This window comes from Leeuwenhoekiella blandensis MED217 (genome assembly GCF_000152985.1).
GTDB lineage: Bacteria > Bacteroidota > Bacteroidia > Flavobacteriales > Flavobacteriaceae > Leeuwenhoekiella > Leeuwenhoekiella blandensis.
Genome location: NZ_CH672395.1, coordinates 2,149,075 through 2,163,289, shown reverse-complemented (window position 1 = coordinate 2,163,289; position 14,215 = coordinate 2,149,075). Strand labels below are relative to the sequence as shown.

16 protein-coding genes are annotated in these 14,215 nt (G+C 36.3%); 6 read left to right on the top strand and 10 right to left on the bottom strand.

Annotation, left to right across the window (positions count from 1 at the left end):
* Positions 1-299: 299 nt before the first annotated feature.
* The 3 genes from MED217_RS09355 to MED217_RS09345 form a co-directional block, all read right to left on the bottom strand.
* A complete protein-coding gene (locus MED217_RS09355; RefSeq protein WP_009780267.1) occupies positions 300-1,451 on the bottom strand; it encodes an AEC family transporter in 1,152 nt (383 codons plus the stop codon).
* Positions 1,452-1,453: 2 nt separating this feature from the next.
* The gene (locus MED217_RS09350; RefSeq protein ID WP_009780266.1) at positions 1,454-2,644 is read right to left on the bottom strand and encodes a pyridoxal phosphate-dependent aminotransferase; all 1,191 of its coding nucleotides are present in this window, start codon (positions 2,642-2,644) and stop codon (positions 1,454-1,456) included.
* A gap of 238 nt (positions 2,645-2,882) precedes the next feature.
* A complete protein-coding gene (locus MED217_RS09345; RefSeq protein ID WP_009780265.1) occupies positions 2,883-3,353 on the bottom strand; it encodes a ferritin-like domain-containing protein in 471 nt (156 codons plus the stop codon).
* A gap of 163 nt (positions 3,354-3,516) precedes the next feature.
* Between MED217_RS09345 and MED217_RS09340 the strand changes: the two genes are divergently transcribed.
* Positions 3,517-3,975 carry a DUF6428 family protein gene (locus MED217_RS09340; protein WP_009780264.1) on the top strand — a complete coding sequence of 153 codons (459 nt, stop codon included), beginning with the start codon at positions 3,517-3,519 and terminating at the stop codon, positions 3,973-3,975.
* Between the two features lie 13 nt (positions 3,976-3,988).
* Here MED217_RS09340 and MED217_RS09335 read toward each other — a convergent pair whose 3' ends face one another.
* The 3 genes from MED217_RS09335 to MED217_RS09325 are packed head-to-tail and all read right to left on the bottom strand — an operon-like array spanning position 3,989 to position 5,903.
* Positions 3,989-4,630 carry a hypothetical protein gene (locus MED217_RS09335; protein WP_009780263.1) on the bottom strand — a complete coding sequence of 214 codons (642 nt, stop codon included), beginning with the start codon at positions 4,628-4,630 and terminating at the stop codon, positions 3,989-3,991.
* A 7-nt stretch (positions 4,631-4,637) separates the two neighbouring features.
* A complete protein-coding gene (locus MED217_RS09330; protein WP_009780262.1) occupies positions 4,638-5,285 on the bottom strand; it encodes a hypothetical protein in 648 nt (215 codons plus the stop codon).
* Positions 5,286-5,288: 3 nt separating this feature from the next.
* Positions 5,289-5,903: a hypothetical protein gene (locus MED217_RS09325; RefSeq protein ID WP_009780261.1), complete on the bottom strand. Its 615-nt coding sequence runs from the start codon at positions 5,901-5,903 to the stop codon at positions 5,289-5,291.
* A gap of 307 nt (positions 5,904-6,210) precedes the next feature.
* Between MED217_RS09325 and MED217_RS09320 the strand changes: the two genes are divergently transcribed.
* Positions 6,211-6,675 (top strand): cold-shock protein, encoded by a 465-nt coding sequence (locus tag MED217_RS09320; RefSeq protein WP_009780260.1) that lies wholly within the window; start codon positions 6,211-6,213, stop codon positions 6,673-6,675.
* Between the two features lie 10 nt (positions 6,676-6,685).
* Here MED217_RS09320 and MED217_RS18525 read toward each other — a convergent pair whose 3' ends face one another.
* The 3 genes from MED217_RS18525 to epsC form a co-directional block, all read right to left on the bottom strand.
* Entirely contained in the window at positions 6,686-7,378 is a 693-nt protein-coding gene (locus tag MED217_RS18525) for a DUF1853 family protein (RefSeq protein WP_262494760.1), read from the bottom strand.
* Between the two features lie 108 nt (positions 7,379-7,486).
* Complete coding sequence (gene cysM, locus MED217_RS09310) at positions 7,487-8,371, bottom strand: cysteine synthase CysM (protein ID WP_009780258.1); 885 nt, start codon at positions 8,369-8,371, stop codon at positions 7,487-7,489.
* Between the two features lie 23 nt (positions 8,372-8,394).
* On the bottom strand, positions 8,395-9,204 hold the full coding sequence (epsC, locus tag MED217_RS09305; RefSeq protein ID WP_230199254.1) for a serine O-acetyltransferase EpsC: 810 nt from the start codon (positions 9,202-9,204) through the stop codon (positions 8,395-8,397).
* 64 nt (positions 9,205-9,268) lie between these two features.
* Here epsC and MED217_RS09300 point away from each other — a divergent pair, with 64 nt between their 5' ends.
* Together MED217_RS09300 and MED217_RS09295 are read left to right on the top strand one after the other, a co-directional pair.
* Positions 9,269-10,054 (top strand): tRNA pseudouridine synthase A, encoded by a 786-nt coding sequence (locus tag MED217_RS09300; RefSeq protein WP_009780256.1) that lies wholly within the window; start codon positions 9,269-9,271, stop codon positions 10,052-10,054.
* Between the two features lie 153 nt (positions 10,055-10,207).
* The gene (locus MED217_RS09295) at positions 10,208-10,753 is read left to right on the top strand and encodes a type 1 glutamine amidotransferase domain-containing protein (protein WP_009780255.1); all 546 of its coding nucleotides are present in this window, start codon (positions 10,208-10,210) and stop codon (positions 10,751-10,753) included.
* A 47-nt stretch (positions 10,754-10,800) separates the two neighbouring features.
* Here the strand turns inward: MED217_RS09295 and MED217_RS09290 are convergent.
* Positions 10,801-12,038, bottom strand: a protein-coding gene (locus tag MED217_RS09290) for an IS3 family transposase (RefSeq protein ID WP_230199236.1) whose coding sequence is annotated in 2 segments (ribosomal slippage) — positions 10,801-11,696 and positions 11,696-12,038 — 1,239 coding nt in all. Because the reading frame shifts where the segments join, the coding sequence is not laid out codon by codon here.
* A gap of 109 nt (positions 12,039-12,147) precedes the next feature.
* Here MED217_RS09290 and corA point away from each other — a divergent pair.
* Both corA and MED217_RS09275 read left to right on the top strand, forming a co-directional pair.
* Entirely contained in the window at positions 12,148-13,254 is a 1,107-nt protein-coding gene (corA, locus tag MED217_RS09280) for a magnesium/cobalt transporter CorA (protein WP_009780254.1), read from the top strand.
* 29 nt (positions 13,255-13,283) lie between these two features.
* Entirely contained in the window at positions 13,284-14,192 is a 909-nt protein-coding gene (locus MED217_RS09275; RefSeq protein ID WP_009780253.1) for a GIY-YIG nuclease family protein, read from the top strand.
* The last annotated feature ends 23 nt before the right edge of the window (positions 14,193-14,215 follow it).

Genomic DNA, 14,215 nt, shown 5'->3' with positions numbered 1-14,215 from the left:
TCCTCGATAATCCAGATTAAATGTTTTGAGGCTATTCTCGAACTGTAAATGATTTTAAACAAATGACTTTCAAAAGCTTCGCAGACTTACTTATTCTTTCTTTAAAAGGTATGAATTGATTGATTTTTATCGTCGAGCTGAAATCTTTTTGATTGATTGAAACATGTACTAATTACAATGAATACTATTTGTAAGTGACTGTAATTAAGTTTTTTATTGAAAATACATACACTACTTATTATAACTAAAAAAGACCGAATTTTTAATCGGTCTTTTAAATTTATAGAATAAATTTGATTTTAATTTTCAGTAACGCGTTTGAGGTTATAGGGCTCGTCTACATCCTGATCTAACGTTTTTGTTTGTGCTAAAGACTTCTTCTTAACTAAAAGCATAAACCCCGGATAGACTAAGCCTCCCGTGATCAATGAAGTTGCTAATAGGAGCATGGTATCAATATTGGCAAACAAAGTTCCGGCGGAGAGTATTCCTAAAATAAGGACTACAGATAGCGGAAAAGAAATTGCCAAAATGTTGATAGCAAAGTTCTGATTAAAAGTTTTTCTAAAATTCAGTACGCGCTTTTCTTGTGCGTCAACGGCTGCAATATGAGCAAAGGGCCAAAAGCTACAGGCGCTAAGCCCAAATGCTAGCAATAGTAGTCGGTCTTGCGCAATTGTGATATTTGCTAAGGATATAAGACCAATACCTAATAAGACGACAATTCCGGCTCTCAATAAGAGCACAGAAATGATCTGAGCAAATTGTCTCTTTTTTATTTTTACTGAAAGTCCAATAAATAAAAGGACAAGTGGAGTCATCAAAAGACTTAACCGGCTTAGACTTTCGCTTACAATAAAAGGTAAACTTTCCATATGCAAGCCGAATGATAATAATACCAAAGCCACTAGAATAAAAATATTGACCGGTTCTGAAACCATAGCAATACAGAGACTCTTTAATTTGGCCTTATTTGACGTATTCTGAATTTCCTGAGTTTTGTAATGCCAGCGCATCGCAACTAAGTAGAGGATAAGTAGGACAAAAACTTTGTTCCCTAGATCTGCCATAGCCGCTTTTGCGAGGTACGAATCTCCCAAATACTCCAGAATAAATGGGAAACAGCTAAGACCTGGTGCTAATGACGAAACCAATAACTGTCCTGTTCTAAAATTAGGCGTTCCTCGTTTTATTCCTAAAACGGGAAATACCAAAGGCGTCACAAAAAATAATACTACATTAAGGAGGAGTGCAATTAGCGGCAATAATAGGAGCGAAGCTTCAATATTCACTCCAAGTAATGCGATAAAAATCGTTGCCGGTAAAGCCAGGTTAAGAATAATAACCTTAATTCCTGCTAATTCAGATTTGTCCTTGAGCTTAACTTTAAGTAATAGACCAATACCTATAAACAGAAGAAAAAGAAATGTTTTCTGCAGATTAATATCCATCTTTACACAAGGATTTCATCGATCGCATCGGTAAAATATTTCATTTCCTCCATAGTACCCATACTTACACGACACCAGTTCTGATCCCAGAATTTAAATGCACGTACAACCACTTTCTTATCATAGATTTTTTCAAGAAAAGCATCCCCTTCCATATCGATCGGGAAGATCACGAAGTTTGTAGAAGATGGCATATAGTCAAATCCTCGAGACTCTAGGTAAGAAGTTGTATAATCACGTGCCTCTTTGATCTTATCCTTACACATGGTTAAATAGGCTTCGTCATCCATACTTGCAGAAGCCGCCGCAATGGTTGGTCCCGCAATACCCATTCCACCACGTGTGATTTTGTTTATTCCTTCTAATGATTCTTTTTTACCTAACATATATCCCATACGCAGGCCTGCCATTCCGTGTATTTTAGAGAACGTACGAGTTACAAAAACATCATAACCTTCAGCAACCAATGGAGCCATACTTGCATCTAAACCTTCAGGAGCCAGTTCGAGATAAGCTTCATCTACAAATACAGGAACCGTCTTAGATACGCGTTTACAAAAATCCTTCAGTTTTTCGGTATCTGTAAGGGTAGCTGTTGGGTTGTTGGGATTGGTAATATAAACAAGCTTAGTATCTTCGTCGATAGCGGCTTCCATAGCATCTAAATCATGCTGATAATCTTCAGTTAACTTTAGAGCTTTCCAGGAACCACCGGCTGCTTTGGCAACACTCACGAGTGACATATAACTTGGGTCACCACTTACTACGTTTCCACCTTCACTGAAATAAACCAATGCGGTTTTTTCTAATAAGTCGGAAGAGCCAGGACCCATCATAATATTTTCAGGAGAAACCCCTTCTTTATCTGCGATCTTTTGAACGAGTTCACCTAAAGAAGACCACGAATAGTGATTTCCATCCCAAACATTGTCTTGAAATGCTTTTGCTGCCATTTTTGATGGCCCGTGCGGATTCTCGTTCCAAACAAGGCGTGCTTTTACCGTGCTTAGATCGGGGAATTTGGGAGGCGTAAATTCGTCAAAAGCTGAATTTTTGTATAGAAATTTTTGATTATTTCTCTGAGCCTGTTCTACAGTAGTTGCCCATAAAGCTGTGGGAGCAACAGCAACTGCGCCCACCGAAAAAGCCATTTTTTTAAGCCATTCTCTTCTTGGAAGATTTGAAGTACTCATAGTCTAGATAGTGTTAGTTTGTATTTCTTTAAAGTTAAGAAAACCTAAATGCTAATCACCTCTAAACTTGATAAAAAGAAAGCTTTAAATTATTGATAATTTAAACAAAGTGTCGTTTTATTGAATATATTTTAGTCGAAAATGGTTTTTCAACTTGTGAGTTTTCCTAAACTACTCTTCAAATTATACTGACTACCAGTGATAAACCGTAGAAGGCCTAAGTAAAATTAGAGGTTAATTATCTAAGTTTGGCAATATCGTCAAGTTGCTGTAAATCTTCAATGGTATGATAGATCTGAGAGAGTTGGTTGTTGATCACCGTGCGTAAATGCTGTGGAAATTTATCACTTTCTAATGCATTCTCATATTCTTCGGCACTCATTTTTTCTCCGCGCAGGCATTCTTCAAGTACAGAAGAAATATCGTCTTTGCTCACGATACTTTTGACATCAATCCAAAAGCGATGTAAATCAGCCGCAAGGCTACCTTCATCTTCGGGTCTTGCGTTTAAAGCGTGAAGTTCTTTATCGAGTTCTGTTGCAAACTGGTTACGCTTTGCTGCTTGACGCTGCATAAATCCTTTGAGCGCCGTGTGTTCAATTTCTTGCATGGCTTTGATAAAGCCTTTTTCGGCATCGTAATTTTTTACCAGTAATTTTTGTAATGCTTCGGTAAGTTCCTGATTCAGCTTTTGATTTTCAGCGTTCATTTTTAATATAGTATGTTTACTTCGTTACCCCTTGATATTAAAGGCGTAGTAAAAGTACTTAACCTAATTTAAAACCATTGGTTTTTTGTTAAATTTTGCATTAGGTTAACACTAATAGAAAGTTTAAATAGCTTATTTAGAGTTCAATTTAAAAAGAGACCTTATGAAACTGTCTGTTCTTAAATCTATTTTACAAAAAGCATATAAAATTGGTTTTGAGTTTCCTGATGGAAAATTAATACCAAGTCAGTATCAAGTAGTAAAGGTGGGCTTACAAACAGAAAAGATGATTAATCTTGATGGAATTATTGAAAACACCCAATGTATTTTGGTTCATTTAAATCTAAACCCAAACTTTAATCATCGCTGCAATCCAAATGCTTTTTTGAGCTTAATCAAGAATGCTGAAGCTTCAATTAAATTTCCGGATGTTGAAGTGCGTGTAATGTTATGGAATACTTCTACAGCAAGCATTTATAATCTAGAAAAAGCAGAAAAATATTTTAAGCTGTTGCCAATCAAAACAGATTCAACGATTAATCTCAATAGGATAACTTCACAAACAACGCCTTTAATAGATGCAGCGTCAGATCCAAGCTTACCGGGCAATAGTTGTTGTTGATTAACCTTAAAGTTTAAAAACCAGCGGGCTTGGCAATTTGGAGACTTGTAGAGTTTGATAAACTTATGCTCTGATCAGCAACCTCTTTAGCAAGTAAGCCTTTTCTATAAATTATGAGATTGAGATAAATATTTACTTGGATATTAGCATTATTCCAGAGCCTAAATTTTGAATTATTAACAAATGCCTTTATGTGCCAAGTCTCGGTATCTGTATCTTTATAGGAGTAAACTTGAGAACCTTCGATGTATTGATCTCCAGAGTCACTTGAAGCGACTACATTAGTTTCTCCATATTGACCGCGTACGTAGAATCCCTGTACAGTAACTGCGTACTGATCTATTGGAATTTTAGTATCATAATTTTGAATACCTATATTTTGGGTGTTTTCAAACTTTAATTCCGCATAATTTATAGGACCGTATCTACTATTTTCAATATCGTATTGTACGATTTCCTTATCCTGCTTTTCTACCAAAAGTTTAGAACCTCTAATCTCATTAAAATCCCCTGGTGCTTCAAGAAATAATTTCTCGTCTACCTTGATGTGGCCATTAACATCTAGCGTAGCCTGAGGCGTAATGGTATTGACTCCAACTTGGGCTAGAGATGTCCCTATGTAGAAAAAAATAAATATTGATAAAATTGATTTCACGGTAAATTTATTTTATATCTGGTGCTGCAACGCTACCGGTGTTTGAACCTGCAAGGTTTGTCTCGATTGGTGTTAATTCTCGATAATAAGATCTATCGTAAACAATCAAAGTAATTTCATACTCAATTTCTTCATCAGATTCAGGGTCTAAAAAGGTATTTTGAATTTGTAAATGCCAGGTTTCAACTTCTGAGTCGTTAAGTGAAGGAGCAGTAAAAACGCGCGTAATAAAATTCCCCATGGTAGGCCTATTATGGTTGTCAACAGCTTGCTTTTCTATGGGGGCACCAATGTATCGAAAATTAGAGATTGCAATCAAATATCGATCAGCCTCATAGGAGAGATCAATATCTTCAAGATTGTCACCATCAACATCATCAAAATAATATTTTATAACATTAATGGGAGCAACGGTAAGATTATCTACATTTAATCTGTTTATTTCTCCAACCGGATTAGAATTGGTCAGTCGGGTTATCAGTTTAAAATCAACATCATTATTATCAGTTGAGCCAAGCTGAGTTGTTTCGAATTCTTCCTGTACTAGGGTGGATCCCGCCACGTGTAAATCGGTTTCAGGTTGCGTAGTACCAATACCTACCTGTGCCAAACTTTTTGCTGAAATGATAAAAATTAATACTAGTAATAACCGCATAACCTAGTCAATTATTGGGTTTGCATGAGAACCTTCTGAACCATTATTCATTGGAATAGTAATAGTTCCCAACTGTTTTGACAGATCTCGGGAATAAATAAGTGTAGTGATGGTCCAAGTACCTATCTCATTATCATACAAATTATTTGCTGATGGAAAATCTGCAGTCAAGCGCCAAGTACCATCTTGAATATAAGCTGAGAAGTTTGGCACTGTGGCATAACCATCAATATCCAATTCTCTATTATAATATGCCGAAATGGTATTGACTACAAATTCTGTAGCGCTAATGTTTGTATCTAGATTGAGAACCCAGTCTTCGTTAGGATTTTCAATTATATATTCTTGAATATAACCCAAAGCGGTACCGGTAGGGTTACTTACATCTAAGGTCTTTAGTTTATTTGAGGCGTCTTCTTGCACTAAAAAAGTTGAAGTATCAGCATCAACCATGTCGTCGATGACTCCAATCTCAATACCGTCTCTCGTGATAGCATCCCCGGCAACTTCAAGCGTGACTCTTGGATTTGAAGTCCCTATACCTACTGCTTTTTGACCAAGAAGGCAAAAAGGAGAGCACGATATAAAAAACAGTAAATAATATTTACCGTAGAACATAAAAGCAGTAGTTGAAGTGGATTAATACAAGGTCAAAATAACTGAAATTTAAGATATTGAGCAAATAATCGAGGTTAAATATTTTTAAGGTAAGAAAAATACTACAATATATTCTTGTGTTGCTGAATCAGAAAATACCGCTTTATAATTTGTACCTTTACAGCAGATGAGTAGAGATAAGCTTTCGGCTTACTCAGTTATTGATAGCGCTTGGTTTAGATTATTTGTACATCTTCTTAGTATCCCTCTCGTACCAATTCCTTTTTTACATACTCTAATTACTAATTTTATTTAACCGAAATTTTCCATGGGAAGATCACAACAAACGTATAGCAAAACAGAACGAGAGAAAAAGAGATTAAAAAAACGAGAAGAAAAACAAAAGCGAAAAGAAGCTAGAAAAGCTAATGCAACAGGTGGAAACTTTGAAGATATGATCGCTTATGTTGATCACAATGGTAATCTTACAGACACACCGCCAGATCCATCAATGAAGGTTGATGTTGATATTGAAGATATTCAAATAAGTATTCCTAAGACTACCGAAGAAGATAAAATCGCTGCTGAGGAGGCCAAAATTAGAAAAGGAAAAGTGTCTTTCTTTGATCATTCTAAAGGTTTTGGTTTTATCATTGATACCGAAAATCAAGAGAAATATTTTGTACACGTTAGTGGAATCTTAGAGGATGCCATTGATGAAAATGATAAAGTTTCTTTTGAATTGGAGCGAGGACAAAAAGGAATGAACGCAGTTCAGGTAAAGAAAATTTAAAGGATTTTATTTACCACCAACAGGCAAAATGCTTTTCAATCTTTTTTGAAGTAAAACACCAAAACATAAAAGAGCGTTGCTGTTCTAGTAGTTGTTGAGCTGTGGCATAAAAAGAATCAAAGTTTAGCGTGTATGCATCGTTATACGGCTCACAGACCCAATCTTGCTTTTCTGGAATATAAAATCGATAAGTTGTTTGATTCAGGAGTGCAAGTTCGTGTTGTTTATAAAAGTTGCCTGCAATTAATTCTTTATCTAAATCAATTATCCTAGTGCTGACCGGTACAAAAAGTTGAGCTTTAAAAAATAATTGTTGGGTAATAGCATTCGTACGTATATTAAGTTGTTCCAAGAGTTTAAGCGTCTCTTCTTGCTGTAACATTGGAAATTGATGCTCCTTTAATTTTTGTAATTTAAAGGACAAGTGGTCTTTCAGATTTGGACCGACTAGTTTTTCGATCCAACTTCCTTTTCGATCAGGATCATAGAGATAAAATTTATAGACCATTTCGACATGAATATGAAAATTATCAGGCGTTTCTAAGATAAAGTCGAGTTCGCCTAAGGTCTTTTTCTTTGCAATGATTTGAAGGTTTTTAGCCAGAATCCTAAAGTCATTCGCTCTGAGTGCAGCTTCCATAAAATATTCCATACGATGACCGAAGCGCAACGTATTTGAAATAGTAAATGCATTGGGGAGTATGCTCTTTGTAGCCTTCAGTTCAAAATTTGAAAAGGGAAAAAAAGACGAATCAAACCTTAGTTGAGGCGTCTCTAAAAATCCTTGATATTGCTTCTCTAAACTGATTTCTTAATCGAATAAATCTGACGATAAATAACGGTCTCCGCGATCACAAATGATTGAGACCACCACGCCTTCTTCTAACTGTTCGCAAAGGCGTAACGCGGCAACTGTAGCGCCACCACTGCTCATACCGCTAAAAATCCCTTCTTCTTTAGCCAGTCGCTTTGACATTGCCCGTGCATCTTCCTCGCTTACTTCGAGAACCTGATCAACCTTAGAAGCATCAAAAATTTTAGGTAAATATTCTTTTGGCCATTTGCGTATACCGGGAATGCTTGATTCGTCAGTAGGTTGCACCCCAACAATTTGAACTTTTTTATTTTGCTCTTTCAGATATGTAGAAGTTCCCATTATGGTACCTGTAGTTCCCATAGAAGAAACGAAATGCGTAACCTTTCCTTCAGTATCCCTCCAAATTTCCGGACCGGTAGTTTTATAATGCGCTTTCCAATTGTCTGGATTTGAAAACTGGTTAAACATAAAATAGCCATCATTTTTAACTTTAGCTTCAGCAAAATCTCTCGCACCTTCGATACCTATATCTTTTGACGTAAGAATTACTGTGGCTCCGTAGGCTCGCATCGTTTGCACCCGCTCCTTGGTTGCATTCTCGGGCATAACAATTTCAAGATCTAAGCCGTACATCGAGGCAATCATAGCCAGAGCAATACCGGTATTTCCACTTGTGGCTTCGATCAATTTGGTATCTTTTGTAATCTCGCCACGTTCTAAGGCTGCGGTGATCATATTAAAAGCTGCACGATCTTTAACGCTTCCGCCCGGATTTTGCCCTTCAAGCTTAAATAATAATTTCACTTTAGGGTTTGTCTGTAAAACTTTAGACTCTACCAGTGGTGTATTGCCAATAAGGCGTTCTATAGAATAATTCATTTAATTAAATTTTGGAAAGCCTACTATTTCTGTTCTAATTCTCTTATCAATATTTCAGGCTTATGCGAAACAAGTGAGTAGGGTGGGACCGACTTTGTTAACCAGACATTTCCTCCAATAATACTATTGGCACCAATGGTGGTATCTCCACCAAGAATGGTGGCATTTGCATAAATGGTTACATTCTCCTCAATGGTGGGGTGACGTTTAACCGCTTGAAGATCTTTTGCAACACTTAGTGCTCCCAGAGTAACACCTTGATAGAGCTTCACGTGATCTTTGATGACTGCGGTTTCACCAATAACGATACCCGTGGCGTGATCCATAAAAAAGTACTCGCCAATCTCTGCACCGGGATTGATATCTACTCCGGTAACGTGATGCGCATACTCAGTCATTAATCGGGGTACGATAGGAAAGCCTTTTTTATAAAGTGCGTGACTAAGTCTATAAATTGCTATCGCGTAAAAACCGGGATAAGCCAGATAAACCTCCTCAATACTCGCAGCTGCAGGATCATTGTTGAAGATAGCCTCGGCGTCGAGATTTAGCTTTCTTAAAACTTCAGGAAGCTCGGCTACGTACTCGTCCCAAACCTTACTACATTTTTTATCAATATCCCAACAGGCCAGTTCAACAAGATTTTCAAAAAGGCGCTCTAAACGATCTAGATCTTCATCGAGATCATTGGGAAAATTAAAAAGCGTCGCAAAAAGTTCTTTTGTAAAACGTTGAGTATCTGTTTTTAACCTGAAATTGAGATTAGCATTTTGCTTATGCTCCTTGATCTGGTTAACGATTTTATCTTTATTGATCATAGTCTTTCGATTCATTCAAATTTATTGAATTGTATTTGCACAACACGCTCTTAAAGCACTAAAATTCTATTTTTGAATTATGTTTAAAAAAGAGTTTTATTACTTACTTAAAATTCAATATTTAGGATTTAGGTACCACGGCTGGCAAAAGCAGCCCGATCTTCTCACGGTAGAGCGCATGATGCAGCGTACGCTAAAATATGTATTAGGTCGTAACAATTTTAAATTCATTGCAGCGGGGCGTACAGATGCTAAGGTTTCGGTAAATGAAACCTATGTAGAGCTTATTTTAAAAGAGGAGTCGCTTACTGATTTACAAGAGTTTCATAAGCTTTTTAATGAAAACCTTCCGCAGGACATTCGCTTGTTAGAAATCATAGAAAAAGCCGATCAAACCAATATCATACAAGCGCCTAAACTGAAAGAATACATTTATCTGTTTTCCTTCGGTGAAAAAAATCATCCATTTTGCGCTCCATATATGATCAATGCAAAAGGGGAGCTTAATATTGAATTGATGCAAAAGGGAGCTGCACTTATGCAAGGAACCCACGATTATCGCAATTATGCGTATAAAGCTTCTGCCGAAACGCAAACGGTGATGACCATAGAATCTTCAGTGATTGAAGAGAATACCTTATATACTGCTAATTTCTTTCCGAAGCATTCTTATGTTTTTAGAGTAGTGGGAGCCGGATTTAAAAGGCATCAAGTGCGTTTAATGATGGGAGCATTATTTGATTTGGGGAGCGGTGTATTGTCTTGGGAAGCTTTTGAAAAAAGCTTAGACGGTAAAATTCCCTTTAAACTCACGCATATCGCTCAGGCTTCCGGATTGATCTTGCAAGAGGTCAATCTTGAGTAGATGAATTTGACTTAATTTAAGTTAAATCGACACGTGCTTAACAAAGCTTAACCCTTACACAGCAAGCTTTAACCCGTCATTAACTCCTATAGATGAAGTCTTCTGCTAACTTTGTTATTGAATTAATTTTACAATCAACAAAAACAATATACTATGAAAAAGGTAGCGATTTTAGCAACTAACGGATTTGAAGAAAGTGAACTTACTTCACCTTTAGAAGCAATGAAGAAGGAAGGATTTCAAGTAGATATCGTAAGTGAAAAATCTGGAACCATTAAAGCTTGGGCAGAAACCGACTGGGGGAAAGATTATAATGTAGATAAAACTTTAGACGAAGTTTCAGCAAAAGATTATAACGCATTGGTATTACCAGGAGGTGTGATCAATCCCGATCAGTTAAGAAGAAATGAAAATGCGCTTGTATTTATAAGAGATTTCTTCAAGCAACATAAGCCTGTAGCAGCAATATGCCACGCACCACAAGTATTGATCAGTGCAGACGTAGTTGAAGGAAGAACTTTAACTTCATTCTCATCGATCAAGAAAGACTTGGAAAATGCAGGAGCATTGTGGGTTGATAAAGAAGTAGTGGTGGACGAAGCTCTAGTAACGAGTAGAAATCCTAATGATTTACCAGCATTTAATGCAAAAGTAATTGAGGAAATCAATGAAGGAAAACACGAGTTGCAACACGCATAATCCAATATAATGAGTCGTCCTAAAATAGGTTGACAGTTTTTAAAAGTTTAAATCAATCCGGTGAAGCTAGCTTCACCGGATTTTTTGTTGTGTATAAAATTAGGTGTTTTGTAGTTAAGGCTTAGATGTGGTCTTTCATTGTTATATGTTTTTATTGACTGCTGAATCAACAGTCTGAGTTCTTTACCTGTATTGCATTTGTTTATGAAGAACTCTTCCTTCAATATCCCGTTAATTCGTTCTGCTAACGCATTTTGATAGCAGTCATACCCATCTGTCATTGATGGTAATGCATTTGATCGCTTCAATTGAGTTTGATATAACGAGGAGCAATATTGCAAGCCTCTGTCAGAATGGTGTATTACCTCGCTTGATGTGGTTCTACTTTTATTAGCCATTTTCATTGCTTTAACTACATTTTCTGCACTCATATCATCACTTAGGTGGTAGCCCATTATTTTTCTGCTAAAAGCGTCTGTCACCAAGGAAAGATAGTGAGTTCTTTCTCTACTCTTGATGTAAGTAATATCGCTTACAAAGTATTGCTCTGGTCTTACGGGCGTAACATCTTTCATCAGGTTGGGGTGTTTTTTTAGCCAATGCCTAGAATCTGTTGTTCTTGTGTAATTCTTTTTTTGTTTTATAAGCATTGATTCTGACCTGAGATAGTCAAATAGGGCATCTCTGCCTATTTTAACTCCCATCTTTTGAAACTCAACCTTGAGTAAATAATACAGTTTACGAGTGCCTAGCCTTGGCATTTGCCGGCGGACCCTTAAAATCAGCGGTTTGATTAAAGCAAGTTCATCAGCTCTTATCTGTTCTCGCTTTTCTGATTGATAGACAGCCTGTCTGCTTATCCCAAACAATCTGCAACAACGTGACAGGCTTAGTCGGTGTTCTTGCCGGATTCGTTGGATTGATTGGGCAAATGCTTTTTTCGAATAGAAGTTCCGTATTGCTGATCTGAGATGTCGATCATCGTGTTGAGAATCTTATTTTTAAGCTTCTCATCTGATAGCTCTTTTTCAAGCCTCTTGATCTTTTGAGCAGGTGTTTCTTTCATTGTGTTACAGGTAAGTCTTGTCTTTGGTTTACTCCAGTCTAAGTTACCGTGTTTGCGTAACCAAACCAAAACAGTACTCCTTCCTTGAATACCATATGCTTTTTGGGCTTGCTTATAAGTCATTTCGCCCTTTTCTACCTGAGATACAACCGCCAATTTAAAGCCTAAATTGTAATCACGCTGAGTGCGTTTCTTCTCAGCTCCTTCTGAGTCTTTCATAAATAAGTCGAATTTGTGTCAACTTATTTCAGGACGGGACATAAATAGAAAATTAAAAGTCCGTCGTTAGGCGGACTTTTTCTATTTTTAGCTTGTTAAATTGCTATCGATGACCAAAAGAATTAAAATAAAAAAGCCGAAAATCCCTAAGATTCCTAAAATCAAACTGGCGCATAAGAAAATACAGAATGACGTACCGGGAACACTTACCTATACTGGGAGCAAAGAGCAAAAGCACGTTACAGTTGATCTTATTGATTATTCACCATCCATTCATAAGAATGTAACGGTTGACGATGTCTCACAGGCATTTAATAAAAAACATCCTGAAGAAATATCCTGGATCAATATCAATGGATTAAGTGATATTGATCAAATTGAGCGCTTAGGAGAGCATTATAAATTGCACCCGTTGATTTTAGAAGATATCGTTGATACCAGTCAACGTCCTAAAATTGATGAATATCCAGATTATCTTTTTGTCGTTTTCAAAATGCTCTATTACAATGATGAAGGTGTGTTTATGAACGAACATATAAGTCTTGTTTTGGGTGAAAATTACCTGATCACTTTTCAGGAAGCCGATGGTGATGTTTTTGATTCGTTGCGTCAACGTATTGCCAATGCAAAAGGCCGCGTGCGCAATGCAGGAGCAGACTATTTAATGTTTGCGATAATGGATGCTGTGGTTGACCACTATTTTACGCTTATTGAAACTATGAGCGACCGTATAGAAGCACTTGAAGATATTTTATTTTCAAATACAGCAGAGCAGGATATTACACAAGATATTCAAGAATTGAAACGGGAAGTGCTAAGATTGCGTAAAGCTGTTTTTCCATTTAGGGAAGTGGTGAACCGCCTGGAGAAAATCGATAGTCAATTGATTGACGAACGTACCATAACCTACATTCGAGATTTATATGATCACGTTACCCAAGTGACCGACAGTATCGATATTTATCGAGAAATGACGTGGGGACTTATGGACATGTACATGACCACCATAAGTAATAAAATGAACGAAGTTATGAAGGTGCTTACGATTATGGCGAGTATATTTATTCCGCTAACGTTTATGGCCGGTATTTACGGGATGAATTTTGACCATATACCGGAGCTACATTTAAGGTATGGTTATTACTATTTATGGGCAGCAATGATCGCTGTGTTCTTAGGACTGCTCTATTATTTTAAGCGAAAAAAGTGGTTGTAATTTATGTTGCCTTTAGTTAAAATAAGCCAATGATATTAGGAAAAAGTATTAGAATATATTTAAAAGAAGGAAGTGTAACTGGAATTAAGTTCGCAGAACTTGTTAATCATACAATTCAATCACTTTCTTGTCCTAGAACTAAAATATCGGATTTAAACAAACATTTTTCGGTTGCAATTAATACGCAAGGTGTTTATTTCTTAATTGGTTACGAACAGGACACTATGAAACCAATGGTATATATTGGAGAAGCTGAAAATGTCTGGGATAGATTGAAAAATCATGATTTGAAAAAAGATTTTTGGAATGAAGTTATAGTTTTTACAAGTAAAGACGATAACTTAACTAAATCTCATATAAAATATCTTGAAAGTCGAATTGTAGAAATTGCTAAACAGACAGAAAGGTATAAACTTAAAAATGGAAACAGTCCTAACTTAAACCGACTACCTTTGCCAGACAGAGATGCAATGGAAGAATTTTTGGCCAATATCAAATTGTTAACAGGTACTTTAGGCCATAAATTTTTAGAAAATCCGATTTCTATTAAGAATATTCCGGAAACAACTGAAATAGTTAATGATACAGAAGAAAAAATATCCAATAAAAAAGACGAAATAGAATTAAGTTTAAATGTAAGCGGAATTATAGCTCACGCTATTCAAACAAATGAAGGTCTGGTTGTTTTGGAAAATTCAGAAGTCGCTGATAATCCTACAAAAAATTATGGATATGGTGCTTTAAGAGAATCCTTGATTGATGAGGGTTTTATTGCTAGAACCTCAAAGGGAAAATTATTTTTTTCTAAAAAGCATCTATTTTCAAGCCCTTCTGCAGCTGCAGCTGTAATACTTGGATATTCTGTTAATGGTCGTAACGTTTGGAAAAATGAAAACGGAAAATCTATTAAAGAAATTGAACAAAGTGAAGTAAAATAACTAAAGATAGATTTGTTTATATG

What these genes read in the sequence shown, in the direction of transcription:
- MED217_RS09300 (WP_009780256.1), top strand. Translation starts at nt 9,269, where the DNA reads ATGTTTAAAAAAGAGTTTTATTACTTACTTAAAATTCAATATTTAGGA.
- MED217_RS09325 (WP_009780261.1), bottom strand. Translation starts at nt 5,903, where the DNA reads ATGTTCTACGGTAAATATTATTTACTGTTTTTTATATCGTGCTCTCCT.
- cysM (WP_009780258.1), bottom strand. Translation starts at nt 8,371, where the DNA reads ATGAATTATTCTATAGAACGCCTTATTGGCAATACACCACTGGTAGAG.
- epsC (WP_230199254.1), bottom strand. Translation starts at nt 9,204, where the DNA reads ATGAATCGAAAGACTATGATCAATAAAGATAAAATCGTTAACCAGATC.
- MED217_RS09355 (WP_009780267.1), bottom strand. Translation starts at nt 1,451, where the DNA reads ATGGATATTAATCTGCAGAAAACATTTCTTTTTCTTCTGTTTATAGGT.
- MED217_RS09275 (WP_009780253.1), top strand. Translation starts at nt 13,284, where the DNA reads ATGATATTAGGAAAAAGTATTAGAATATATTTAAAAGAAGGAAGTGTA.
- MED217_RS09295 (WP_009780255.1), top strand. Translation starts at nt 10,208, where the DNA reads ATGAAAAAGGTAGCGATTTTAGCAACTAACGGATTTGAAGAAAGTGAA.
- MED217_RS09320 (WP_009780260.1), top strand. Translation starts at nt 6,211, where the DNA reads ATGGGAAGATCACAACAAACGTATAGCAAAACAGAACGAGAGAAAAAG.
- MED217_RS09340 (WP_009780264.1), top strand. Translation starts at nt 3,517, where the DNA reads ATGAAACTGTCTGTTCTTAAATCTATTTTACAAAAAGCATATAAAATT.
- MED217_RS09330 (WP_009780262.1), bottom strand. Translation starts at nt 5,285, where the DNA reads ATGCGGTTATTACTAGTATTAATTTTTATCATTTCAGCAAAAAGTTTG.
- MED217_RS09345 (WP_009780265.1), bottom strand. Translation starts at nt 3,353, where the DNA reads ATGAACGCTGAAAATCAAAAGCTGAATCAGGAACTTACCGAAGCATTA.
- corA (WP_009780254.1), top strand. Translation starts at nt 12,148, where the DNA reads ATGACCAAAAGAATTAAAATAAAAAAGCCGAAAATCCCTAAGATTCCT.
- MED217_RS09350 (WP_009780266.1), bottom strand. Translation starts at nt 2,644, where the DNA reads ATGAGTACTTCAAATCTTCCAAGAAGAGAATGGCTTAAAAAAATGGCT.